The sequence below is a fragment of the Pantoea wallisii genome, assembly GCF_002095485.1.
Lineage (GTDB): Bacteria > Pseudomonadota > Gammaproteobacteria > Enterobacterales > Enterobacteriaceae > Pantoea > Pantoea wallisii.
Genome location: NZ_MLFS01000067.1, coordinates 1 through 25,166, shown reverse-complemented (window position 1 = coordinate 25,166; position 25,166 = coordinate 1). Strand labels below are relative to the sequence as shown.

At 48.2% G+C, this 25,166-nt stretch carries 24 protein-coding genes and 1 pseudogene; 15 read left to right on the top strand and 10 right to left on the bottom strand.

Annotated elements, in window-relative coordinates:
- Positions 1-1,788: 1,788 nt before the first annotated feature.
- From HA48_RS18950 to HA48_RS18940, 3 genes are all read left to right on the top strand, one after another.
- Positions 1,789-2,997, top strand: a complete 1,209-nt coding sequence (locus HA48_RS18950; RefSeq protein ID WP_128602696.1) for an AAA family ATPase — start codon at positions 1,789-1,791, stop codon at positions 2,995-2,997.
- Positions 2,997-3,977 carry a ParB/RepB/Spo0J family partition protein gene (locus tag HA48_RS18945; protein WP_128602695.1) on the top strand — a complete coding sequence of 327 codons (981 nt, stop codon included), beginning with the start codon at positions 2,997-2,999 and terminating at the stop codon, positions 3,975-3,977. Before HA48_RS18950 ends, HA48_RS18945 begins: the two co-directional genes overlap by 1 nt.
- A gap of 1,187 nt (positions 3,978-5,164) precedes the next feature.
- Complete coding sequence (locus HA48_RS18940) at positions 5,165-6,163, top strand: RepB family plasmid replication initiator protein (protein WP_128602699.1); 999 nt, start codon at positions 5,165-5,167, stop codon at positions 6,161-6,163.
- 801 nt (positions 6,164-6,964) lie between these two features.
- Here the strand turns inward: HA48_RS18940 and HA48_RS18935 are convergent.
- A complete protein-coding gene (locus tag HA48_RS18935; RefSeq protein ID WP_128602694.1) occupies positions 6,965-7,579 on the bottom strand; it encodes a TetR/AcrR family transcriptional regulator in 615 nt (204 codons plus the stop codon).
- 77 nt (positions 7,580-7,656) lie between these two features.
- Here HA48_RS18935 and bdcA point away from each other — a divergent pair, with 77 nt between their 5' ends.
- Both bdcA and HA48_RS18925 read left to right on the top strand, forming a co-directional pair.
- Positions 7,657-8,370, top strand: coding sequence for an SDR family oxidoreductase (gene bdcA / locus HA48_RS18930; protein WP_128602693.1), 714 nt, complete (start codon positions 7,657-7,659; stop codon positions 8,368-8,370).
- Between the two features lie 678 nt (positions 8,371-9,048).
- On the top strand, positions 9,049-10,512 hold the full coding sequence (locus HA48_RS18925; RefSeq protein ID WP_128602692.1) for a hypothetical protein: 1,464 nt from the start codon (positions 9,049-9,051) through the stop codon (positions 10,510-10,512).
- Positions 10,513-10,538: 26 nt separating this feature from the next.
- Here the strand turns inward: HA48_RS18925 and HA48_RS18920 are convergent, their stop codons facing one another.
- On the bottom strand, positions 10,539-11,057 hold the full coding sequence (locus HA48_RS18920) for a lytic transglycosylase domain-containing protein (protein WP_128602691.1): 519 nt from the start codon (positions 11,055-11,057) through the stop codon (positions 10,539-10,541).
- Positions 11,058-12,288: 1,231 nt separating this feature from the next.
- Here HA48_RS18920 and HA48_RS18915 point away from each other — a divergent pair.
- The 10 genes from HA48_RS18915 to HA48_RS18870 all read left to right on the top strand — a co-directional run bounded on the left by HA48_RS18915 (position 12,289) and on the right by HA48_RS18870 (position 19,806).
- Positions 12,289-13,260, top strand: coding sequence for a sigma 54-interacting transcriptional regulator (locus tag HA48_RS18915; protein WP_128602690.1), 972 nt, complete (start codon positions 12,289-12,291; stop codon positions 13,258-13,260).
- An 89-nt stretch (positions 13,261-13,349) separates the two neighbouring features.
- The gene (locus tag HA48_RS18910; RefSeq protein ID WP_128602689.1) at positions 13,350-13,532 is read left to right on the top strand and encodes a hypothetical protein; all 183 of its coding nucleotides are present in this window, start codon (positions 13,350-13,352) and stop codon (positions 13,530-13,532) included.
- 72 nt (positions 13,533-13,604) lie between these two features.
- On the top strand, positions 13,605-13,982 hold the full coding sequence (locus tag HA48_RS18905; RefSeq protein ID WP_208613156.1) for an EscI/YscI/HrpB family type III secretion system inner rod protein: 378 nt from the start codon (positions 13,605-13,607) through the stop codon (positions 13,980-13,982).
- A 7-nt stretch (positions 13,983-13,989) separates the two neighbouring features.
- The gene (gene sctJ, locus HA48_RS18900) at positions 13,990-14,787 is read left to right on the top strand and encodes a type III secretion system inner membrane ring lipoprotein SctJ (RefSeq protein ID WP_128602688.1); all 798 of its coding nucleotides are present in this window, start codon (positions 13,990-13,992) and stop codon (positions 14,785-14,787) included.
- Between the two features lie 3 nt (positions 14,788-14,790).
- A complete protein-coding gene (locus HA48_RS18895) occupies positions 14,791-15,384 on the top strand; it encodes a type III secretion protein HrpD (protein WP_128602687.1) in 594 nt (197 codons plus the stop codon).
- Positions 15,362-15,985: an HrpE/YscL family type III secretion apparatus protein gene (locus tag HA48_RS18890; protein ID WP_128602686.1), complete on the top strand. Its 624-nt coding sequence runs from the start codon at positions 15,362-15,364 to the stop codon at positions 15,983-15,985. Before HA48_RS18895 ends, HA48_RS18890 begins: the two co-directional genes overlap by 23 nt.
- Positions 15,986-16,057: 72 nt before the next feature.
- Positions 16,058-16,276 carry a type III secretion protein HrpF gene (locus HA48_RS18885; protein ID WP_128602685.1) on the top strand — a complete coding sequence of 73 codons (219 nt, stop codon included), beginning with the start codon at positions 16,058-16,060 and terminating at the stop codon, positions 16,274-16,276.
- Positions 16,277-16,393: 117 nt separating this feature from the next.
- Positions 16,394-18,442 (top strand): type III secretion system outer membrane ring subunit SctC, encoded by a 2,049-nt coding sequence (gene sctC, locus HA48_RS18880; protein ID WP_425270673.1) that lies wholly within the window; start codon positions 16,394-16,396, stop codon positions 18,440-18,442.
- Positions 18,442-18,624, top strand: coding sequence for an HrpT family type III secretion system protein (gene hrpT, locus HA48_RS18875; protein WP_128602684.1), 183 nt, complete (start codon positions 18,442-18,444; stop codon positions 18,622-18,624). Before sctC ends, hrpT begins: the two co-directional genes overlap by 1 nt.
- Before the next feature lie 249 nt (positions 18,625-18,873).
- A complete protein-coding gene (locus tag HA48_RS18870) occupies positions 18,874-19,806 on the top strand; it encodes a type III secretion protein (RefSeq protein WP_128602683.1) in 933 nt (310 codons plus the stop codon).
- A gap of 106 nt (positions 19,807-19,912) precedes the next feature.
- On the opposite strand, the gene sctU is transcribed toward HA48_RS18870, so the two are convergent.
- From sctU to HA48_RS18830, 8 genes and pseudogenes are all read right to left on the bottom strand, one after another.
- Positions 19,913-20,995 (bottom strand): type III secretion system export apparatus subunit SctU, encoded by a 1,083-nt coding sequence (sctU, locus tag HA48_RS18865; RefSeq protein WP_128602682.1) that lies wholly within the window; start codon positions 20,993-20,995, stop codon positions 19,913-19,915.
- Positions 20,995-21,801, bottom strand: coding sequence for a type III secretion system export apparatus subunit SctT (sctT, locus tag HA48_RS18860; RefSeq protein ID WP_128602681.1), 807 nt, complete (start codon positions 21,799-21,801; stop codon positions 20,995-20,997). The genes sctU and sctT overlap by 1 nt, the downstream gene beginning before the upstream one ends.
- 22 nt (positions 21,802-21,823) lie before the next feature.
- Positions 21,824-22,063, bottom strand: coding sequence for a type III secretion system export apparatus subunit SctS (sctS, locus tag HA48_RS18855; protein WP_128602680.1), 240 nt, complete (start codon positions 22,061-22,063; stop codon positions 21,824-21,826).
- A gap of 7 nt (positions 22,064-22,070) precedes the next feature.
- Entirely contained in the window at positions 22,071-22,736 is a 666-nt protein-coding gene (sctR, locus tag HA48_RS18850; RefSeq protein WP_128602679.1) for a type III secretion system export apparatus subunit SctR, read from the bottom strand.
- Positions 22,733-23,788: a FliM/FliN family flagellar motor switch protein gene (locus tag HA48_RS18845; protein WP_244182901.1), complete on the bottom strand. Its 1,056-nt coding sequence runs from the start codon at positions 23,786-23,788 to the stop codon at positions 22,733-22,735. Before HA48_RS18845 ends, sctR begins: the two co-directional genes overlap by 4 nt.
- Entirely contained in the window at positions 23,785-24,150 is a 366-nt protein-coding gene (locus HA48_RS18840) for a type III secretion system HrpP C-terminal domain-containing protein (protein ID WP_128602677.1), read from the bottom strand. The genes HA48_RS18845 and HA48_RS18840 overlap by 4 nt, the downstream gene beginning before the upstream one ends.
- Before the next feature lie 263 nt (positions 24,151-24,413).
- The gene (locus HA48_RS18835) at positions 24,414-24,881 is read right to left on the bottom strand and encodes a type III secretion protein (protein ID WP_128602676.1); all 468 of its coding nucleotides are present in this window, start codon (positions 24,879-24,881) and stop codon (positions 24,414-24,416) included.
- Positions 24,865-25,166, bottom strand: a pseudogene (locus HA48_RS18830) (EscN/YscN/HrcN family type III secretion system ATPase); the annotation flags it as partial. The gene HA48_RS18835 and the pseudogene HA48_RS18830, both read right to left, overlap by 17 nt.

Sequence of the window (25,166 nt, the reverse complement as noted above, 5' to 3'; positions counted from 1 at the left end):
AAATCGCACGGAAGTCAATATTCGATGGAATAGGGCTAAAGATAAGTTTCCGGCTGATCAACGAACTACGCAAAGTGCGGTACCATAATTTCGGTTATAACTTAGCAGCCAGCTCGCTTGTAGAAGTTAGCGGCCTCTTATCGCATGACCTGTTAATTTAAACAGAGGCTATATTTGGCATTCAGGATGTTATCAAGGATCGGAAAGTGGCAGCTTTTTGTATTGACAGGATTTGATTGATGCGGTGTCAGATTTTACATCCGCTTATTGCTCGTAGCAGACATAGCGTTCTGTTCATATCAGACTGACGGCGCGCAGCCATGCTGTACATGTAGAGCGTGCACAACGTCCAATAAACAGTACCGTGTAAAACGCCAGCAACGGTGACTTAATGGGCAGGTTTAGCTCGTTATTTATCGTCTGACGGCGCCGTTCGCACAGCGTACAGCTGTCATGAAAACAGAAGTATTCATCCCTGCTGAGCTGCGCCCGGCAATGACGACAGAGTATGCGCATTCCATCTCCTTGCGGTACGGCCGTTGCCGTCCGTAACCTTTTATCTGATGTTACCGCAGCTTTATCGGGGCCTGCTGCACCGGGCATATTCTGCAGTGTTCTTTTCCGTACGTTACGGGACGAATTGTTGCGCTTGCAATGGGATGTATTCTCATTTATTCCAGTACAGTGGTTTCATCCATAAAATATCAAAATCGCTGAAATATTCCCCCACAGCAAAGAGTAATCCCCTTTCCTCTCTCTCCTCATTGTTATATCGATATGAATAAAGCTGTTATCAAATTACCTGTAGGAATGATCCTCATATTTCATTCCGGCTTAGTGTCCTTTAACAGGGGAACGGATTATGTGACGAAGCATCTCTTCAATCTATACCTGTTCAGGCGTTACTAAGTAGCACCCGCCACTGTACAGATGGAAAAATTCTGCCATGCCTTGCGTATTAGAGTAAGCAGTGGCTTGGGTGGAAAGAAGGGCTGATTACAGAAGTATCGGGTATACGAGTGCTGCTTATCACTATGGGCCGCCGCCGTAGCACTTTGATGTTATTTCCGTAGAAGACCATCAACAGCCATGGCATTTATTACGCACTGGTTATCACCTGTTTCTGTGGATAACCTCTTCTGTGATAGCACGTGTCAGTTTTATACATGCAATGTACTATTACGTTACTCTCATAACGCCTGTTCTGGGGCAATCTAAACCAGACAAATCTGGCAGAGAAGATTTCTTCGCTTTTAGTTAATTTTAAAGCCATACGCTGGAAAGGATTGATAAAGGAATCACTGTAACTGCCCTGAACCTTGTAACTACCCGTGAGCGTTGTGATCTGTCACGTGACTACTCTAAAATGAGTCCTTCAGAAAAAATGCATCATCTCTCAATTTTATCCATCATTCAGATGTACCCATATCTGGCACGATACGTTTATTGTGTGTTGTTTTCATTTATGAGCAACAAGATGTACTAATACTGCGTAAGCATCTGACATGCACAGGAGTAATTTAGGTAAACAGCAATCCCGCTTGTCATTAGACGGGAATTTCACATTGAAATAATTTTAAAAAAAATAATAAAAACAATAAGTTACCCATGAAATTCAGGTGGGAAAAATTTCACTGAAACACTGTGAATATGCGTTTTAAAGTGAGTAGATATGATGAAGTGATCGCAATTACCTTCTCTGTACAATAAATTATTGAATATCTAAAATAGTTGCACATAGCACAATGAGCTGTACACTGGCAGAAATTGTTGCCAACGGAGCGGATGATGAAAAGTAACTACGGTGGGGTTGATGAAACTGCGCGCAGGGCCAATGCCATGTTACGCAGTATGAGTGATGACATTATAGATAAACGGCATGAGTTCGGTCTGGACCAGTTTTATCAGACCTTTACGCGCAATTCAGTCGCGAATCTTCCCAAGCTGAGCCGCCGTGCAGTGGAGCAGGCCATTGATGAGATGGAGTCCAAAGGGCATGAGTTCGGTAAAAAAGATGCAGGCAATGCTAAGCACTATGCATTAACGGTTCAGGACGTCATCGACATCTATGCTCACCGTAAGGTGCCTAAATACCGTGACTTACATGCCGGCGAAGGTCCCTTCGTCATCTTTGTTGTAAACCTCAAGGGTGGGGTTTCTAAAACTGTCAGTACGGTCACACTGGCGCACGGATTGAGGGTTCACCCGGATTTACTGCAGTACGACCTCCGTAACCTGGTCATCGATCTTGATCCACAGGCGTCAAGTACCATGTTCCTGAACCAGGCCAGCAGTATCGGTTCAATAATGGAGACTGCCGCTCAGGCCATGCTTAATGATCTGGATGCGCAGCAGCTTCATGAACAAATCATCAAGCCAACAATTATTCCGGGCGTTGACATCATTCCTGCCTCAATTGATGACGGCTTTGTTGCAAGCCAGTGGGACCGTCTCGTCGCAGAAAATTTGCCTGGCGTGTTGCCATCAGAAGTCTTACGCCGGAACATCATTGACAGAGTGGGCAATGACTATGACTTCATCTTTATTGATACCGGGCCTCACCTTGATGCTTTTATGCTTAACGCCATTGCAGCAAGTGATCTACTTCTGACGCCAACGCCGCCTGCACAGGTAGACTTTCACTCCACGCTAAAATACCTCACGCGCTTACCCGACATGCTTGAGCAGCTGGAAGAAGAGGGCATAACGCCACGTATTAAAGGGAATATTGGCTTCATGTCGAAGATGACGTCGAAACGGGATCATGAGATGACGCATGGCCTGGCGCGGGACGTGTTCACATCCTACATCCTTGATGCGGCATTACCACGTCTCGATGGCTTTGAACGTTGCGGGGAGACCTTTGACACTATCGTCAGCGCCGATCCTCAGTCTTATCCGGGCAGCACTGAAGCACTGAAAAATGCTAAACGTGAAGCAGAGAGATTTACCCAAGCCGTGTTTAAGCGTATCGAGTTCGTAAGAGGAATTAAGTAATGAAAGAATTGAAAAAAATGGGTCGTACCTTGGGTAACTCAAGCTTTACAAAAATGCTGAGTGAAAATGACAGTACCCGGACGTTTACGCTTAAATCGGGTGCCGAAGCGCGTTTTACGTTTACAAAAATTCTGCATGACGACATTGAAAGCCAGACCTATGTCGATGCTTCAGTAAATGGCCGCGATCAAACTTTTTTAACTGAGGAGTCGGTAAGTGATATTTCTCGTACGATAAAACTGCAACAGTTCTTCCCGGCCATTGGGCGTGAGGTAGAAGGGCGGATTGAGGTGCTGGATGGTTCGCGCCGTCGTGCCGCATGCTTATACAGTGGTATGCCCTTTGAAGTATTAGTCACTAAAGATGCGCTGTCGCTTACGGATGCCCGTCAGCTCGCTATCGATATTCAGACAGCCAAAGAGCACACGCTGCGTGAACTCGGTAATCGTCTTAAACTGATGTATCCCAATGGTATGAACCAGTTAGAAATTGCCGCGGCAGAAGGCCTTTCTCAGGCAAAAGTGACGCGTGCCTTTCAGGCAGCCTCTGTTCCTGATGAAATGATTGCAGTGTTTCCCTCAATCAGTGATCTATCTATTAACGATTATAAAACCCTGCTTGATATCGCTGAAAAAGCGGCTACAAGCCGGATAAGTATTAAAGAGCTGGCAGAAAGCGTACGTGAGCGCATTAGCAGTGATGACAACTTTGAACACGACGATCCCGCCGTCAAAGCGAAGATCATCGGCTATTTCCGCACTCACAGCGCGGAACCAATAAATTCCCGCGACAGCAAAAAAATCGTCACAGAAAAAATGGCTGTTTTCAGTGATAAAAAGCAGTTTGCACGCAAAAAGATTGATGCCGAAAAGCGTCTGATAACCTATGAATTTTCACGTTTGCCGGCAGCCTGGCAATCTGAGTTAGATGCTGCTGTCAAAGCCGTTATTGAGAAAATGAAGAGTGAAGTAATAAAATAACAATCAGCTTTAATCACTTTATGAGCCTGATCCAGAACAGGAGAGGGCTTTTTTATGCAGAAACCTTCCAAGATCCCCATCAAAATTCACTTCTAACTTATTCTTTTCTAAGAATAAACGCTTAAAATTTCAAACTGAAATTCCCATAACACTCTCTGAACAGTGTTATGATTTTTTAAACTGTTCGCAATTAGCTGCCAGTTTATAAAGTGTACAGGTCTTACAGAGCAGGGACTTGTAATTATCAACAGCGGGAAACTTACAATATCAACATTTTATTAAGCTATTGATTAATAATATTTTTTAATCAGCATTGAGTCTACTTTAATAAGTATGCTCACCCTTAAAAAGCCTGTGAGCCTGTTAAGAAATATTATTATTTGATGAACGGTCATACTAAATTTTTTGCCCGCATCCAGGTTTCTTGCTCAGTGGATGTCATGCCAGCAGGCTTAGGTGGCTGTGGCTAACATCCTTGCTTTCTCACTCACTCCTGTACTCCTGAAAGGCTTTTAGCCGTCGGGAGCCCAGGGATCAATACTCACGGTGGTTTCTGGCCTACAACAGCTTACAGGCCCGCTCAGTTTGTTTAACAAGGTAATTAGTACACATGTAAACCCTGACGACATCAAACCTTCATGCCTGGGTTTTTCAAAGTGAAATGGCATAACGCCGGGTAGGGACATTTGCTGACAAGATTTCTAACCTGATCTTTAAAGACAGGAAAGTAAGTGAGCTCATCACCTGTGTTAAACGTCAGTTTTAACTTTCACCTATAAAGTTTATCCACTTATCCACTGAGTAGATCCCAATAATATTGATCCCTAGTAGATCCCATATAGATCCCAAAGAGATCCCCGATCGTCGCAGGCCTTGTCAGCTCTGGTCTGAGAGGGGGTTCACATAAGCTATAGTAAGTAAAATATAAACTATACGGAGATCATAATAAGCTATAGAAAGTAAAATATAAGCTGTAATTAGAAAATGACATAAGCTATAGTGAGTCAGATGTTATTTTCACTGATCTGACTGTGGATAAATATTTCTCCCCGCCGTCAGTCAGTTACAACACTTACCGGTGAGTTGTTATTCATTCACTCACAACCATAGGGCTGCCGATCCTTTTCAGGGATCCTTTAACGTGTGCGGGAACGCTTGTGGCTAGCGATAATCTTGACCTAACGAAGCTGTTTGAAGAAAAGGATACTCAATCAGGCGAGATCGTCACGTTAACGCCGAACGCTAATAACACGGTGCAACCGGTGGCTTTGATGCGACTGGGCGTGTTCGTCCCCACGCTTAAGTCGCTAAAAAACAGTAAAAAAAACACATCATCTACTACCGATGCTACGGAAGAGCTTACCCGACTCTCACTCGCGAAAGCTGAGGGTTATGAGAAAGTTGAGATCGTTGGGCCGCGTCTGGATATGGATAATGACTTCAAGACCTGGGTCGGGATTATTCACTCGTTTGCAAAACACAAAGATAAAGTCATAGGCGATAAGGTACAGCTCTCGTTTGTCGAGTTTGCCAAGTTGTGTGGCATACCCTCCAGTCGTTCCTCAAAACAGCTCAGAGAGCGTATCAGCCCCTCTCTTAAGCGTATAGCTAGTACGACAATTTCGTTCTCTTCAAAGAGTGGTGAAGATGCGAAAGAGTATATTACGCATCTGGTACAGTCTGCCTTTTATGACACTAAAAAAGATATCGTCATTCTGCAGGCCGATCCCAAACTTTTTGAGCTTTATGAGTTTGATCATAAAGTACTTTTACAGCTTAAAGCTATTAACGCCCTTAAGCGCCGTGAGTCCGCACAAGCGCTTTACACCTATATCGAGAGCCTGCCTAAAAATCCTGCCCCCATCTCGCTTGCACGCCTGCGTGACAGGCTTAATTTGCGTTCACCTGTATTCTCCCAAAATCAGACCGTACGCCGGGCGATGGAGCAGTTAAAAGAGATCGGTTATCTGGATTACAGCGAGGTGCAGAAGGGCCGCAGCGTCTATTTTCAGGTTCATAACCGCTATCCAAAGCTTAAAGCGCCTAGAGTCGAGCCGCTTGAGCAGCCCAAATCCGCTGAGACCAAGAAAGAAGCACTGGATCCTCAACTGCAGGAGAAGATTGCACTTTTAGATAAGTTAGGCATTTCTCTTCAGGATCTTGAACAGATTTTTAAGGCTAAGTAGGTATATAAGCTGTAGTGAGTAATCTCTCGAACGTGTGAAGTTAAAATTAATGATCATAGGTTGTTTGTGGTTTAATTTATTGATTTATAATCCATATTTGCGAAAATCATATGCTATACTCTTAACTTTTACTCTCTATAGCTTATATACTTCCTTCCGTTTATCTTGCCACTCCCTATAGCTTATATCCTGCACGAAATGTTCATCTTTACTCGCTATAGCTTATAACCTGGCCCATTAAGTGATATCAATCACTCTCTATAGCTTATATATATTCAGAAAATAGTATTTACTCTCTATAGTTTATATTAGTTTGCTTTCATATATGGCGTTAATAACAAATAAAACCTTGTAAAACAAACAGATAATAATAGGCGCGGGCGCTTTATATATAGAGTCTCTGTCTCATGCCACTCCTTATAGCTTATGTTCGGCTCATTACAGCTTATGTTACTTGTGCACGGAGCAACTCACTATTGCTTATCTCTGATTGGTATTGGCTCACGCTAACAGTTACAGGGAGCCGCCTGTGTCAATCACGGCCCTGCTGAGTTCACAAGGCTTGTTGAGGGGCGGTTTTATGAACATTCAGGTACGTTAGCAACATAACGTCACAGCAGTCAGTGCCGTTTTACCTTAAGGTGAAGACACGGGTACGTAATATGAGAGCGATACGAACACCTGGAGAGAGCAGGGGGCTCACATTGATCAACCCACGGCGGTATCAGTAATCACCCCTAAAGTTATATACATACTTATCACGGTACGACGTGCCACAATTATCGTAGTACCCATAACATGTTAAGTAACAGGGCCATGGCCTGTCTCAGGCGGGAGCAGCTGTACAAGTCCCTGAGCGGCAAGGCGCGCTGTCTCCAGAAGAGCATCACGTGTCGCTCCCTGGCGTGATCTGGCTGACAGCCCGCACATCATCGTTATGACATATTCAGTCAGGCGGGCCGCTTCTTCCGGATAATCCTCTGCGATGTAAGCCTGAATTTTCTTTTCTGCCGCACTGTGGAAACGGGAAGCTGCTTCACGTGCGTTATCATCGTCACAATGGATCCCTTCCAGGACCAGACACCCGCTTGCAGCAGGATCGGCTGCATAGCGTTTTGCTGCTTCTTCCAGAACATCAGCGAGGCATTGTGCTACCGGACGGTCTTTTCGCAAAAGTGACTGAATATCGATAGCGCCGTCATGCGCGTAACGATCAAGCACAAGCCTGTAAAGCCCGAGCTTACTGCCAAAAGCTGCATAAAAGCTGGGCGGGTTTATGCCGAACGCTTTCGTCAAATCTCCCACGCTGACGACATCGTAACTTTTCGAGTGAAAAATTTTTTGAGCTATGCCCACTGCCTGGTCCGGGTCAAATTGACGCGGCCGACCAGGAGTACGGCTGGTTTTTGTAGTCATCACTACATTATCCTTTGACAAGCGAATAACCACAATAATATTGTAACGGTTACTACAATACAATTGAGGACTTGCTAATGGCACTATTTTCAAACAAATCAGTATTGGTTTTAGGCGGAAGCCGGGGCATTGGCGCGGCAATTGTACGACGCTTTGCTACAGAGGGGGCTTCTGTCGTGTTTAGTTACGCCGGATCGCAAGCTGCCGCTGAACAACTGGCAAAGGAAACTGGAAGCAGAGCGGTGATGGCCGACAGTGCCGATCGTGATGCTGTGACTGAACTGGTGCGCAGCGCCGGTCCGCTGGATGTTCTGGTCGTCAATGCAGGCGTTGCTATATTTGGTGATGCACGAGAGTTAGACAGTGGCGATATCGATCACCTGTTCCGCATCAATATTCATGCACCTTATCATGCCGCAGTAGAGGCCGCCCGTCAGATGCAGAACGGGGGACGTATCATTGTTATTGGCTCCGTCAACGGTGACCGAATGCCTATTCCGGGACTGGCGGCCTATGCCGTGAGTAAATCGGCTCTGCAGGGGTTAGCACGCGGCCTGGCACGTGACTTCGGACCTCAGGGGATCACGGTAAATATTGTTCAGCCGGGTCCCGTAGACACAGACATGAATCCTGCAGAAGGCCCCATGAAAGCGCTTATGCACAGTTTCATGGCTATCCAGCGGCACGGTAAGCCAGAAGAGGTTGCGGGCATGGTCGCATGGCTGGCAGGCCCGGAAGCGTCTTTTGTTACCGGAGCTATGCACACAATAGACGGCGGATTTGGTGCATAATTTATTCTCTTATTAAGAGTTTATAAGTCAAATCGATATTATAAATTGTACATAAAAGATGGATGTCTATATAAAATGCCAGCTTAGGATAAATGATTTTTAAATGCCGACCATAGGGTTACTAAATTTTTACTCGTTTTGAGTTATGCTCTTATTAATCATTTGTTTTTCTGACTGTGTCCAAAGATGGAGTTGTGTTATTAATTTTTGCCCTGCGGGGCAATTTTTTATTAATAAACGCCTTACTATCATAACTCCCATAAACTCGTATTGTAGGCTATCTTTCAGTTAAGAAAAAAAGATGCATACATCATCCGTATAATAATCGACCGGCATCAACTCCTTCCTTCTTGCCATACATTAGATTGAACGTAGCGGATAATGCGCATGCGGCAACCTCCTCATTTTCAATACTGGTTTTCCTCTGGAAGGAAATGAATATGACCCCCCTGGGCGAAATAGCGCTTCGGCTATAAGGACTCTCACAAAACTGATGAAGATTCAACTTACATCATCGCCTATTGAGCGTTGAATGAATATCTGAATGGAAATATCGATCTCAGATGTCTGCATGATAGGGATACGACGCAGCCCAGACTGAAATTACTCTGCAACTAACCGCTGTTTTGTACCACTCATAGTGGGTAATCAACAAATGACGACTAATGAGGTGATACTATGAACACGCTACATCACATACCGGGGGCCTTTCCGCTCACGCCTACGCCTTCCATCCATGAGGCGGAAGAGGGGCATGAAGCCCATGCAGGAGACGATATCCCATCACGGCGGGGTTCCCAAGCCAGCGTAAATTATGACAATCATTCTGCACGGCCTGATTCACCCGCTGCCGGGCGAAATTCACCTTTAGCATCACTGCATTCACATCAGCGACATAGCATCGATGCAGCGCAGGCGGGAAATGACCTTTCAGGGCCAGCCTCTGCTGTCAGCAGCAGGCCTGCCTCACCAGTAGCGGACGTCACGGCAGCTGAAGAGCATCAACATCAGCAGCGTATGCAGATGGATCATCTTTTACACTCCTATTTTTCGGGGCTGAAAGGGGGGTTAAACAACCCTCATTTAGATGCGTTAATTACCGATCGCACCGATCGACTGCTGGCCAAAGGGGAAAGCATTGAGGATATCCAGGCGGTATTTGATAAAGGAAGAAAGTTGGATCGGATCACGACCAACGTTGAAAACTCAGTGCGTGCTTTACCTTATGCTGTTCCTGGATATATTGCCAATCCCTTGTCCAATGTGGTTAACGGCTGGGCTGGTATCTCACCAGATAGTCTAACTGGACAAACTATTAACGGTGCGTTTGTTGGCGTAACAGCACAAACGTTGCGTGCACTCAGTGATGGTATCCTTAATAAACCGCTGGCTGACGCAATGTGGATGGCAGAAGACTCAAGTAAAATCGATGAGTCCGTTAGACCATTGTTTGATGCCGTACATACCTTACCGAATGAGCTGCTTAATGCAGTAAAAGGGGGCACAGGTTACGATATACGCAACTTAGGAGCGATTGGCGTTAGCCAGTTTGATAATGCCAGCGTTAATGATAAATACGGTGTATTTGGCACTCTTGCCGCCGGAGCAATCAGCGCAAACGTCCTGTTCAACAGTCAGCCAATGAATTTACTTGCGCGCAATGACTGGGAAGCGCGTTATGACGAGCTTAAAAACACCTCAATGGCACAACAAGTGATGACTGGCGGCATAAAACGCACCGGCGCCGCTGTAGAGAGCCTGTTGAGTTTTGAAGGCTGGAAGAGTGGTCGCGTCAATGTACAGCAGGATAATATGCTCGCAGAAGTCGCCACACTTGGGGCTGGACTGGCAGGCGTCAATGCGCTGCGCGCCGTAGTGAAAGAGTCTATTGGTAGCGATCTCAACTTACATTCCCGTATCGCCATCGATCAGGGGGTTAATACTCTGGCCGCTGCCGGCGCCTACGCGGCACAGGGAGCCGCAGGCGTCTTGTCTAAAGTGGGAACGGAGATTATCGACGAAGCCGTTGGTACGGTGATTAGCTCGGCAACTCAAGCGTTAGCACAGATGGTGGGCAGTAGGTTCCGTCAGCAGATCGAACAGCAGGATATTGAAATGAACCGCCTTTCGGAACAGAGTTAATGCGGTGCGCGGGTGCTGCCATTTTTCTATTTAGGCGCACCCGTATTTTGCTCGCTGAGCGTATGCACCTGCGCCAGCTGGCTACCGGCAGGCATATCGGGAAACATGTTTTGCTGTAAGCGGCGGTAAATTCGCTTCACATCCAGTGAATAACGCAGCCGAATGTCGCGTCTCGCCGGAGAAGCACCTGCGTTATACATGCCAATGGTATCCCACGAACGTCCGTATTGACGAAATAACCCGTGTAGTACCCACGCCCCGGCCGCCACGCATACGCAGGGATCGCTGAGCAGGCGCTGGCGGGTTACGCCGAATTCTATCAGCCGGGAAAAATGGACGCTATTAATCTGCATCATACATACATCCTCACTGCCGTTGCGGTTAGCCTGATTAACAGCCGACGGATTTAACCGGGACTCTTTCATGGCAATAGCCTTAAGCAAGGTGGGAGAGATGCCAAATGCATTGCCTGCTTGTTTAAAGCAATCAGCCTGAACAGATGATGAAAAACAGATCGCAACCACATAGAGTTTTAACGGTGACATGTTTGATTCCTTGCAATGCGGTGCTTATAAGTGGCATCGCTGCGGCGTAAGTTCCCGAAGTACCCGCTGAAATGAAAGAGATGGGAAACCCGCCCCTGAAAAAAAGCACTCAACAAGAGCGTGCCAGTTAGAACACGCCGTGTTCCTGACAATGACAATTCTGACTCAGCGCACCTTATCGTAGCGGGTTTGATCGCATTGCTGCAGTTGAGACCTGGTGACATGGGGGCATTCAAAATGCACATTACTTCCGGGGACGGAAATTATGGTCCATATATGATAGTGACGCTAATACCAGTAACGGTGGCAATGACCAAAACGATGTGGTGCAAAGTCTGCAGCAGCTATTGCTGCAGGTTATCCATACGCTCCTCAGCAGCTATTCAGTACTATGAAGGGGCCAGATAATAGCTATCGTAGCCAATCAACGCTTTGTACTACCAACAGGCCAAGGTGACGCGGCCGGTAAACTGGCCCGGGCAAGGTGAATTTGGACGATCTTCCGCAAGTTACGTTGGGCAACCCTACTTATGTTAATGAGGTAATAAACACTGCCCATGTTATCGCATCGGGTAAGGGGAAAGTGCCCGCCTGAACTGATTCAGAAAGCCAGGGTTTGCCAGGAATTCTCTCAAAACCCCGAAAACGAGAGAACAGCGAAATGTTTTAAAAAGTAAAATTTATGTCTATTTTATTCAATATGTTTCATGGGTTGTTTTTGGATTATTATCAGGATGGTTTGGCTATTCTCTTTAAATCATGCAAATAAAGTTAACAAATGTTAGATGAAAAATTCATTTCATCTGGCAGAAGACGCGTCTGGAAAATTCGCTAACGGGGTTTAGGTTTATTCAATAATTCAATCAATAAGTTAAAGGTGCGTAATGCATTAGCATGTGTTGCTGATTTTGATGGCCGGGCACGATGATAACGATCGTCGAAAATTTAATTTCATAAAATTAAAATTTGCAAAACGTGCTCATGATGGTTGGAGCAGAAATCGGAACAGTTACGTGAATCCCTTTTTGTAGGGAAATACCTACAAAATCGCTCATCTTATTCTTACTTGTAAACGTCGAAACGGATGTTAATTTAGTTGCGAAACCAGTAAGGATATTTAGTATTTGCTATTAACTTTTGCCCACCCATAGGGCAAGGCGTCTATAACATTAAACATTTTATCCGATCTGAACACTCTAGAAGCCATATCAGATACGGCAGCGGAGAATATATGAAAAAGAAGAGTTTAGAAACTAAATGTGTCAATAAACTGTTTGATGAAAATGATCCTCTGGAAAGATTACCTGAGCTTAGTCGTAACCCTAAAAATATTCACGGCGATTTTGAAGAATTACTGGATACCATAGCCCCGCTAATGGTTGATGTTGTGCTTGAAGGTGAAACCGGAACGGGCAAAGACACCTTGGCACGTCAGCTTTATCTTCGCTCCAATTGTCGCGGCGAATTTGTCGCCATTAACTGTGCGGCTATACCTGAAACTCTCGCTGAGAGTGAGTTATTTGGCGTAGTAGCTGGCGCTTACACTGGCGCAAACCAATCCAGAGCCGGATATATTGAAAGCGCCAATAATGGCATTCTTTTCCTTGATGAAATTGACAGTATGCCACTCACTTTACAGGCTAAACTGTTACGCGTGCTGGAAACGCGTTCGGTCGGGCGATTAGGCGGCACCCAGAGCATACCGCTTAATTTACGCGTTATTGTTGCCAGCCAGAAGCCACTGGTCAGTCTCGTAGAAGAGCAATTATTCCGTCAGGATCTGTTTTTCCGACTGGCTACGGTAAGAGTATCCCTGCCCGCGCTACGCCACCGAATTGAATTTATTATTCCGCTGTTCCGTCGCTTTGCACAAGAAGCCGCGCTGCGCTTAAATCGTGCACTGCCCGCTATGTCTGCCAGCCTGGCCGAAACATTACTGATGCATCGCTGGCCAGGGAATATCCGTGAGCTGCGCGTTGCAGCAGAACGTTTTGTACTCGGCATTCCGCCACTGGGAGAGATAGCAAACCATGAAAGTCGACGTTTTCAGTTACGTGAAAGAATGCGTCGTATTGAATATTGCCTGATAGAAGATTGCCTTATGCGCCATGAGAATCACATCATCAGTGCAGCCCATGAATTGGGGGTTCCGCGCCGCACGCTTTATCAGCGGATTAAATCATTGAGTAGCATCGAAAATTAATTTTCTCTTTTTAGGGGAACTGAATCATCTGTTACTCCACTCATGTTATGTAGTAGGCAGTATCAATTCTTAATAACAGGAGATATGTCATGAACAATACACCTATTTCTCATAACAATTTTAGCCAGAGCATCAATAATACAGAAACTCAAAGCCTGGGTGATAAGGCTAATGATTTGGAAGAGTCGAGAAAAAATGCCAAGCTCAATCAGGACCTTAATCGTGCTACGACGTTAGTTAGCGGTATTCAGAGTGCAAAAATAACTTTCTGATGACATGCAAGCTGGAGGGAGTCCATTCATCCATATCAATGGGTTCCCTTTTTCCAATTTAAGGACAGTTACATGAAAATTAACTCCCCTTCCTCAAATACTATGTCTGCTCAACTTGATACACAACCTATTGGTCGACAGGCTGTCAGCCCGGATGATGTTAATTTTTTCTCAGCCACGATGGACCAGACAGTTCTTCATCACGCGCCGCATGCTTCCGGGCAAGGGGTAAATAATCTTTTTAGTAACATTTCCTCAATGTTTAACAATTTTAATGAGGATAAAAAAGACATGAATATGGCTTTGCGTAAAGCATCTCGTTCAATCGATCCTTTGACATTGACGAAAGTTGACGGCAAGCTTTCAAATTACTACCTCGAAAGCTCTCTCAATGCGAAAATAGTTTCAAAAACTGTCCAGGGTCTGGAGAAACTCACCAATCTACAGTGAGTCAAAGATGCAAATATACTGGCGAAATAAATTGCTGGCCGTCAGCCTTGCTCTGGCACTGACGGGCTGTGATAAACCGGTTGTGCTGAACTCCGGTTTATCAGAAAACGATGCAAATGATATTATTTCTGAATTGTCTAAATACAGAATCAGCGCAGAGAAGCAGATTGCTAAAGAGGGCGTAACGGTTAACGTTAATGCTGATACCATTGAACGGGCGGTACAGATACTTAATGCAAAAGGGCTTCCACACAAATCCCGTACTAATCTTGGCGAGGTTTTTCAGAAAAGCGGCATTATTTCCAGCCCTTTGGAGGAGCGTGCGCGTTATATTTATGCGCTATCTCAGGAGCTGGAGTCCACTTTGTCACAAATTGATGGCGTGATTATCGCACGTGTCAGCGTAGTATTACCGGAGCGTGTCGCACCGGGCGAACCGGTGCAACCTGCTTCGGCTTCTGTATTTGTTAAATACACGCCAGAGCTGGATCCGGACAGCATTGAACCGCGAATTCGCCGCCTCGTGTCCGCGAGTATCCCCGGCCTGACAGGCAAAAGTGATAAAGAGTTATCCATCGTTTTTGTGCCAGCCGAAATGTATCGCGATCATATTGAGATGGTTACGCTCGGGCCTTTTCATTTGACACTTTCACAATATGCCACTGTAAAGCTATTGTTTATCATCGCGCTGGTTTTATTACTGAGCGGTGGAATGCTATGGGCACTGATACCGCGTCTTAAAAAACTGCTCAGGAAAAAAACGACTACAGAATTAACCGTAGTAGAACCTGGTACGCAGGAGTAAGGGATGCAAGACATCGGGCAGCAGTGGCTTAACTGGTGGACCCAGACGTGCTGGCAGCAAGCCACTCCGGGTTGGCATCATCTGCCTTTTTTCCGGTTACAAGAGGGCGCCCGCCAGCATCTTGCACTGACACAGCAGGCATCAGTGGCGGAGCTGCTGGGCCTTCCGGATGCGTTGCCAGGTTTTCCTGATAAGCGCGTCCTGACGTTATCGCGCGCGTCAGCCGTACAGCATAGTCAGATGCTTTTGCTGGCCGGTGAAATTTGTCAGTGCGATAGCGGGACGCAAGTGCTGAATGACGCGCAGCGCATCTGGTGCCAGCGTATCAGTCGCGCCCTGCGCCCTGGTCTGTGGCTGCCAACTGCCCTCAATTTCGCCTCCAATCCGCAGCCCGCTGCGCTGGCGCTACTCGCTACACTTTTTCCTGAAGCAACATGGCTCCGGCTGCGGATGGGCTTTGATTATCAGACGGTTATGGCATTACCTGAAGTAAAGATCGCACCGCCGCTCAGCAAATTACAGGCGCTATGGGATGCAGTAATCTGGCAAAGCCAGCAGCAGGAAGGAGAAAGCTATGTGGATAACCAGAGAGCTTAACTTTAATGAGCGGCCCACATTAGAAGAAAGCGTGTTATTGCGTGCCTCAGTAGTGCAGTCCTTGCAGCAGTGCGACGATGTGCTTTCCCGCGCACAGCTGCAACATGCAGAAATTCTTGTCCGGGCGGAGAGCTTGGCGGCGGAGATCATTGCGAAGGCAGAGGCACAGGCTGAAGTGCACGCCAGCAGACTTTTAGCCGAAAAAGAGGCGCAGTTCCTGCAGCGCTCCGGGGCACTTTTTGCGGACTGGCATGCTGCCCGTCTGCAACAGGAAGAGAATCTGGTACAGCAGGCACGTGAGTTGGTTCATGCAACCCTGGAGCATCTGTTTGCCCAAAGCACTGAAGCTCAGAAAACCACGGCGCTGTTACGTCAGTTGCTGCATGCCGGCGCGCGCGAAGCGGACGCGACGCTTTGCTGTTCTTCACAACATTACGCGGATGCCGACGCCTGGCTGCAATCCCATCCCCATTTGAGCTGGGCGCTAAAATGCGACGATACGCTGCCAGCAGATAGCCTGCTACTGCAAACTGCCAGTGGTGAACTCAACGTGGCGTGGCCGCAGCTGCAACAACGCCTGCTGAGCACAATACAAACTTAATTCTGGTCTGAACGGGAACTCTGTGCCTTGTGGCGCCACTCACTGGATGACTTTCATCCACAGGAGAAGCGTATGAGCAGTTCCTATGATATTCAGCGCCGCCTCGATTCCCAGTTTTCCCGTGCTGTACATAAAGTATCTGGTCTGTCGCAGGAGGGTACGCCCGATATTAACGATATGCTGATGTTTAAGCTCGCATTAATGCAGGAAACCACAGCTAATTATGCCGCGGGTCAAATGTCATCCCTGAATCACAGTCTGAATAAGTCAATTATCGATTCTATTAATTAAAAATCCTTAACGGCTTGGGGCATCTGAGCCGTTGTTCATGTTGCTCGCAAATATTCAGGATCAATGAGAGATGACATGGTTTCTTATTTTAGCGTTAACGGTAGAGGGAGTAACGTGTTGAACGTTTATGTTCGGACTTTACGTACTGCATTATGTTTACTGTTGGGAACGGCGGCAAGCTATGCACATCTCGCCCGTGCACAAGCGCCGGCAGACTGGCAAAATGGTGCTTACGCCTACTCGGCACAAAACACTTCATTAAAAACCGTATTACAAGACTTTGCCAGCAGTCATGGCGTCACGCTGCGCATCGGCGATCTACCTGAAAGCGCAATTAATGGTCGGCTACGTTCTGAGAGCGCTGTGACATTTCTTGATCGCTTATCGCTGGAATATCGTTTCCAGTGGTTCGTTTATAACGATACCTTATATATTAGCCCACAGTCAGCGCAGATGTCCAAACGCATCCGTATCTCTGCGGATGCCGCACCAGATTTAAAGCAGGCGCTGGAAGGCGTGGGCTTACTGGAACTCAAATTTGGCTGGGGCGAGTTACCGGATGATGGGGTAGTGCTGGTAACCGGACCTCCTGAATATATTTCACTGATTAATGAGTTCAGCGAACAGGATAAAGACCGTAAACAGAATAAAGAGATGATGGTTTTTCCTCTGCATTATGCATCTGTTGCCGATCGTCAAATAAAATACCGGGATAAAACGCTTTTGGTGCCCGGCGTTGCCAATATTTTAAATGAATTATTAGGTCGAAAAAATAATCGTACAGCGAAAGGCATCCAGCAAGATGGAAGCAGCCAGCTTTCAGGTGGTTCCTCAGCCCTTGAAGATCAGTCAGATTCACTCTTTTCCCGTTTTATGCAGGGACAAGGCGCGGCACACCAGAACGATGAGTTTTCTGACGATGCGGCGCTGAATCCGCTCGTGTCAGCTGATATTCGCAATAATGCCCTATTAGTACGTGATGATCCAAAGCGGCGCGAGCAGTATCGGGCGCTGATTTCACAAATTGATATTCCACAAAAGCTGGTAGAGATCGATGCGCTGATTGTGGATGTTGACCGACGCGCCCTTTCGTCGTTAGGCGCTAATCTTGGCGCCACATTTGGTAACGTGACCGCAGGTTCATCAATACTGCAGGGCAGCAGCACGCTTTTCGTCACCGATTACAGCCGGTTCTTCGCTCAGGTACAGGCGCTGGAGGGCAAGGGTAACGCCTCTATCGTTGCGAATCCTTCCGTGCTTACGCTGGAGAATCAGCCTGCGGTGATCGATTTTAGCGACACCGCTTATATCACCGCCACTGGTGAGCGCGTAGTAGATATTGAGCCGGTGACTGCCGGTACCAGCCTGCAGGTGGTACCTCGCGCCATCGGCAACGGCAGTAAGGGCACGGTACAGCTGCTGGTGGATGTAGAGGATGGTAAGGTTGATCGCGGCGATGAGGGCGAGGCAACGGGAGCGCAGCGCGCCTCCGTCAGTACTCAGGCGCTGGTACAGCAGAGCGGTTCACTGGTAATGGGGGGATTCCATTCGCGTGAAACGGGTGATGTTAATCGCCGCATTCCAATTCTGGGCAGTATTCCGTTTATTGGTCAATTTTTCTCATACAGCCGCCATGAGACTTCACAGCGCGAACGGTTATTCATTATCACGCCCCATCTGGTAGGCGATCAGGTTGATCCTACTCGCTACATTGGGGACGAATATCGCTCGCAACTGAATGATGCCATGAGCGAAGTACAACGCCGGCAGAAATATACTTCAATGAAAGGCGATGTCGAAAGCGCGATGCGCGATTTAGCCGAGAATAAAGTGCCATCCAGTTTTCGTGCCGGCGGGGAAGGGCTGAATCTTGGACAGCTATGTGACAGTCAGGCCGGGATCTACTGGGATACGTCGCGCAGCCAATGGTACAGCAATCGCAGTATGCAAATTACCGTGGGCGTAATGAAAAATATTTCGACAAAACCGCTACGGTTTGACGAATCTATGTGTCGCGATGACAGCGTACTGGCCGTAGCGGCCTGGCCGACTACGCTTCTGCAACCGGGACAGTCAGCGGAAGTGTACGTGGCTTACCAGACTGGTGGCGAAGCCAGACGTTCACGTTCTTCACTGTTATCGGTCAGCCGCTCAGGAGCAAATTGATGAAACTACGTTTACTGCTATTGGTGTTACTGAGTGGATTACTGAGCGCCTGTGCATCACAGGATAACGGCTGCGATAGTGCCAGTTGCCGCCCGCTTGCGGATAGTCATCATCTCACTATTTGGTGGCCGTCAGATATGCGTAATGGCACACAGGATTATACGCAGGTAACGGTACGCTGATCGATTATGTTGAAGAGGCTTTTTATGTGTCAACAATGGCTAACCTGCCTGGAAATACATATTTTCAGGTCGCCATTCATGACAATCTGTAACGTCAATATCTGTTTCCATGAATAAATCTTTCACCCTTTCCTTTATTCACGGGAACCTGGTTCGATATTTATCCACTTAATATATGAAGTGTGCACTAAATTATGCGAGTTGCGCACCACCGCAAAAGAATCTTTATCACTCTATGAGGGCCTGTTAATGAATAATTTGATTGCTAACACCTTTGGCGCAGTAAATAACTTACCAAATCCCCTGAGTTTTACTCCGCAGGGCGCGGCAGCCAATCTATTACTTAATATCGGTAAGGACGTTGTGGATCAGGTCGCTTCAAAAATTACCACTGCCTTATTTTCTGGGGCGCTGAATAATCAGCAGGGCGCTAACCAGAATACATTTGGCGATTATGGTAACAATGGCGGCGGTAATTACGGCAATGCTTTTGGTCAGGGCAATGGCGGTAATGACTTGCTAAATAATCTGTTACAGCAGGTGCTGCAGCAGTTAGGTATTACACCACAAAATAACCCGTTTAATTCCGGTGCGAGTCAGGATAACGTTAATGCGTTTAATCAGGGCGTATCCGATGGGCTGACCAACAATAATAATTTCGGTGTTCAGCAAAACTTTCCCTTCAATCCACAAAGTAATAGCGATTTCAATCAGGTTGGTAATGCGATTGGCAATCAGGTAGGTAGCAAAGTAGGGCTGGAAGCACTGAATGATGTCACTACCAGTCCACCCAAGGGCTTTGCCGGTAACCTTGTTACAGACGCAAATAATCTGTCAGGAGGAAGCGTAAAGGGTGGATCAAAAGAGACACGTGAAGAAATTGGCAAATTTATGGATCAGCACCCGGAAGTGTTCGGTAAACCCCACAGCCCGACGGGCGAAAAGAACCCCAAAAGCTGGGAAGATGCGCTGAAAAACAGCAAACCGCTGAGCAATGAGTCGCTGCAGCAGTTCCAGACCGCCAAGAATGATCTTAAAACCTCCCTGCTGGGTGGTACTGTTCCGGCTCCGTTTGGTTCTGCACCAGGCGCAGCATCTTTACTGAACGCAGACGCACAATTGTATAACAGCAATATCAAAGGTGACGCGATTAAACACTCACATCTGTGGACCACAAAGTAGATCCTTTAAGGACCGGGGAATTCTGCCGGTCCTCACTTATCACGTCTAAAGCCGCTGTCCGCATGAATTGCTGACCGCGGCTTTTTTAAGGTTAGTGACGCACCGGTTACTCTTCGAACTCAATCAGCTCACCCTGAATATGATGCTCCAGACTGCGCAGTACACGATAAATCTGCGCCACAGCCTGCAATGTTTCGCGCGGTACAAACTGGCCCTCCTCAACGGTGCGGTAAAGCGTGCGCGTCAACCAGATATAACGGATGACCGGAATATTAGCCTGATGTGCCTGTGCAATCAGCGCCTGTGCGTCTTTATCTTCCGCTTTGAATAGTACCAGCGGCAACGGCGTTTCATCTGGCTGATAATAGAGCCCCACAGCAAAATGAGTAGGGTTAACCAGCAATACGTCGGCTTTGCCCAGCTGTTTTGGCGCGGCCTTTTTGGGAGGAGAATTGGCTAACTGGCGGGCCAGTGAACGCCGGTGTCCTTTGGTGTGCGGATCGCCCTCATTCTGTTTGTACTCATTTTTGATATCGTCATGACTCATTCGGTTCTGTTTGAGATAAAAGTATTTCTGCAGCGCAAAGTCAGCAATGGCAAATATCAGCAGTACACCAATGATGGTATGCGCCAGAGTTTTTAAAATGATGGCTGCACTTTGCCAAAATCCCTCCAGCGTTCCGCTGGCCAGTGATGCCAGCAGCGGCAAACGCGGCTCAATTAACAGCCAGAATACAAAACCCAAAATCACGGCTTTTAACAGGCTGGTCAGCAGCTGGACAAACTGGCGGGCGGAAAACATCTCTTTCAGCTTTCCGGCTGGGTTAAGTGCCTCAAACTTCAGTGCAAGCGCTTCGGTGGCAAACAAAGGGCCAAATTGGATCCAGCCGCCCAGGATGCGCAGCAGAATAATGACGCCAACGGTAAGCAGAAAAAAAACCGCTACCGTTACCAGCGCGGTTCCGCCCACTTCGCTGATGGATTGAGTAAAAGGCTGATCCAGGCGTTGCAACGGTAGCGACATTAGCGCCTGCAGTCGTGCCATGCTGTCATCCATCATTGCAAATACGATCTCCATCACACCAAGCATTACCAGCAACTTCGGTACGTCCTGACTTTGACTGATTTGCCCTTTTTTGCGCGCTTCCTGCAGTTTTTGCGGCGTAGCCTGTTCGGTTTTTTCAGCCATTACTTTCCTCCTTGTGGTGGCAGTATATGAGCGATATGCGGGATCAGGTCACGCAGTGAAAGCAACTGATGATTCGCCAGATATTCAAGCGTTGGGAGATAAAGAATAAAGAACAGCACGCCAGCCAAACATTTAACAGGCACGGTGAGAATTGTGGCCTGCAACTGTGGGCTGTAAATACTGAGTATGCCAACGCAAAAATCCAGCAGCATTAACAGCAGCACTAGTGGCCCGGCATATAGTACGATATCGAAAAACAGTGTAGTGACACGCTGCAGAAAATCATTAAAACCGGCTTTATTCAACAAAGGCAACCACGCCTCTACTGGCCACAAACCGTAACTGTCCCAGATCACCTGCGTGAGCAGTGACAGGCCAAAGTTTAGGATTAGTAAAATACCAAGCCACTGACGCAGCATATCGCCCAGCGGAGTTGCATCCGGGCCTAACGTTGGATTCAGCTGGCCGCCCGTCAGCGCGCCACGCTGATTATCAAAAAGTGCTCCCACTGATGCAAACAGCCAGAAGGGCATCGCCAACAGCAGACCAAGGAATAAACCAAGGATCACCTCTTTTAACGCCAGGCCAACCATGGCCCAGCCACTCAGTGAAAGCGCGGTAATTTGCGGTTCAATGGTGGGTACCACAAACAATGCCAGCGCTACAACAATCGCGGTACGCACCATGCCCTTCAGCGAAGAAAAGGAGAAAATTGGCGTCAGCAGAACGCAGGGGAAAATGCGTGCGATGCCCATGCCCAGTGCCAGCATGGCATTAAACAAGGGATCGATCATCGCAGCCATCATTACAGCGAGCCCGTCGATGACATCATGCAAACGCCGATTGTGTGAGATCAAGCAACTGTACGCCAATCCAGCGACCGCTCAGCGCAAGCGTAGCGCCCACCGCTACCAGCTTAATGGCGAAAGGCAGAGTTTGGTCCTGTAGTTGCATCACCGCCTGCAGCAATGACACAATTATGCCGACCACTACGGCCACGACCAGTGGCGGCGCAGAGAGCATTACTACCATCAGCATCGCCTGTTTGAACATATAGATAATATCCACGTGGGCCTCACAAATAACTGTAAAACAACCCATCAAGCAAACGGGTCCAGCCGCTGACCATGACAAACAGTAGGATCTTTAGCGGTAGAGAGATGGTCATAGGCGAAACCATCTGCATCCCTAGCGCAAGCAATACGTTGGAGACAATCAGATCCACCACAACGAAAGGAATAAAGATTAGAAAGGCGATTTTGAAACCGTTTTGCAGTTCCGACAGTACAAATGCCGGAATCAGCAGCAACAGGTTGTCGCGGTTCTGTACTGCTTGCTGTGACATGTGCTTTGGCCACATTCGCTGGCTGTTTTCCAGTAAATGCGTCTCCATATCCGGATCGGTATTGTGGTGCATAAACTCGGTAAGAGGCTGAATGCCATACATCAAGCTGTTTTCCAGCTTTTCGGCGCTACTGGTTTCAACCGGGCGCTCTTTAAACCGTTGCTGAATATCATTAAACACCGGCGCCATTACAAACAGGGTGGCGGCGAGAGCGATGCCGTACAGTGCCATATTCGGCGGCACCTGCTGTACACCCATAGCATTACGCGTGAGCATTAACACCATGGAGATTTTCAAAAAACAGGTGGTGATCATTAATGCAAGCGGTAGCAGAGAGAGGGCACCGAGAAAAATCGCCAGCGATAAGGGATTAAAAGCACTGATATTTTCGGTCATAAAACGCTATCCCACTCAGTGGCGCGACGGCTGAGCATGTGCGTAATCAGAAAACCCAGGCTGCCGTTAACATTCACCAGCTCACCTTTAGCCAGCACAAAACTGCCGTGGCATAACACCGCTTCGCCGGGCGTCACGTGCTCAACCATTACCGTAGAACCGGCATCCAGTTGCTGTAATTCGCCCAGCGTCAGGCATAAATTTCCGCAACGTAGCGTGAGCTCCAGCGGTAGCGCATGAAGTTCGTTACCCGGGCTATCCTGCTGTGGCCAGGCGGTATCTTCGGTAAGCGCAGTGGCTGCCTGCTGTTCCGCAGGCAATAAAGGGTCATTAGGGTCAGACATGAGAGGGTCCTCTTTTCGTATGATATGGAACAGATCCGGTTCAGCGGGTTGCGCTGCAAGAATCAGCTTGCCTTGAAATTGACCGTGTACGCAGTTCAGCACACCCGTGCCTTCAGGCGTAAACAGAGGACGAGCGGGGAGCAGTACATCGTTGCGACCTAACTGACGCAGGCATTCCAGCGACAGGGACAGACGTCCCACCACCAGCGGCAGCGTAAGCGGTAAAGCAGCCGGCAGCGGCGAATAAAAACGTTGCCAGCGCGGCTGCTGTGCCCATTGCCTCAATGTTGCAGGTGCAAGTAGTAGCTGACTCCAGGCTCGGCGATCGCCAAGTGTGACTTCCAGATGCAGAGAGAGCGCATCGTTTAATTCGCTGTCATGAGCTGGCGTGATATGTCCGAACAAATCGGCGATCTGCGGGCTGAGATACTGATTAAAAAAAGGCCAGTACCAGTGGTCACTGTCCTGCGTGGCAATCAGTGCCGGGCAGTCGGCCAGTAAAGCCAGCAGCGGTTCCGGGTCGGTTAACGCCAACACGCCGGCACCGCAGTGGAAGTAGTGCAAGTCCACGTTAATCTGCTGATTAGACGGCCGGATAATTAGTTCCCCTTCGCGATCGCCCAGAGACCAGGCATAGTGCCAGCCGCTGCCAATCCAGCGTCGCACCTGCGCTTCATTACGGCTTTGCTGCCTCAGGTTAAGCTTCACGACAGCGTTTCCTGTCGCTGAAAGCGTAACTTCACCCGCTGACCCATACGCCGCGCCAGACTCTCTGCGCATGACCGTTCACTGCCGCGTACCATGTCAAAAGTGTGGGCCGAAAAGCCCAGCGCGACATTTAGCTCGCCGCCCGGTAAGGTGGTGACCAGAGCGTTTATCTCTCCCAACTGCGGCAATAGCAGACTAAAACGTGCCGGAAAGAGCTCCTGTGCCGACAGGTTTTGGCTGAGCTGCGGCTCAACACCTGCCCAGATCGCACTCGCCGAAGAAGTGCTGGTGGCCTGCTCATCCTGTATCTTGCCGGACAGAGCATCGGGATCGATCTGCGCCAGAGGGACGAGTGGCAGCATCGGTGCAGTGTGCGGGTCATCGCTGAGTAAGCGGTTGAACTCGTTTTGGTCTCGCGTTAAACACGGCTTATCTGCCAAACGCGCAGCATGTTTAGCCGGCAAGGATAAGGTCTGTAATCTCGCGGGCCCCGGCTTTCCCGGCCGGGCGGGCTCGGACAGCCTGCCTGATTTTGGCGGAGCATCGTGTGAAGAGGAGCGTTCATGCCGCTGCTGGCGTTGCCAAAGTGCTTGTGGCTGTCCTTCTTGCGTTAATCGGCGATTCATCATGAGCGTATGACCTCACTGTTTTGCAACAGGTATTCGATTTTTTCCACGTCGCGCTGGCAGCGTCGGACGTGACACAAGGCTGCTTCGCTGTGAGCCTGCTGCTGCAGGGATGCGGATGCCAACCTTTCTACCTGCTGCTGTTGCTGCTGCATGTCATCACGCTTTTGCTGTTCATCTTCAATCGCAGCGTTCAGTGCATGAAGCGGAGTCTGCTTACCCTGGTGCTGCGGCAGAAAGGCGGCGCTGGTGGTTTGATAACGCCGGGAATGGTCAGCCAGCTGCTGTTCACCCATCCGCTGCGCTTGCTGACACAGCTGCAATTTTTGCTCCTGCTGGCGCTGCTGGCGCTCGCTACGGCTCAGACGCTGTTTACGGATCGGCAGCAGTACCTGAAGGATCTTTTGTAATTCCACCGCCTGCGCATCGGTGTCGGCAGGGGTTTCGGCATCAACGTGACGGCGCATGGCGAGCTACCTCCTGAAGTTGTTGACGGGTAGTAGCAAAATCGCTGGGTGCATGATTGTCCTGGCGCAGAAAGGCGTTAATCTCGTCTTGCGCCTGGACTGCGGCATCAACGATGGCGTCGTTACCCGGCTGGTACTCACCCAGACGAATTAGCATCTCAACCTGCTGATAGGCTGACATCAGTTGGCGGACCGCAGACGCTTCCCCTACCTGCGCTTTCTCTACCACGCTGCCCATCGTACGGCTGAGACTGCCAGCACACAGGCATAAGAGCTGATAGTGCC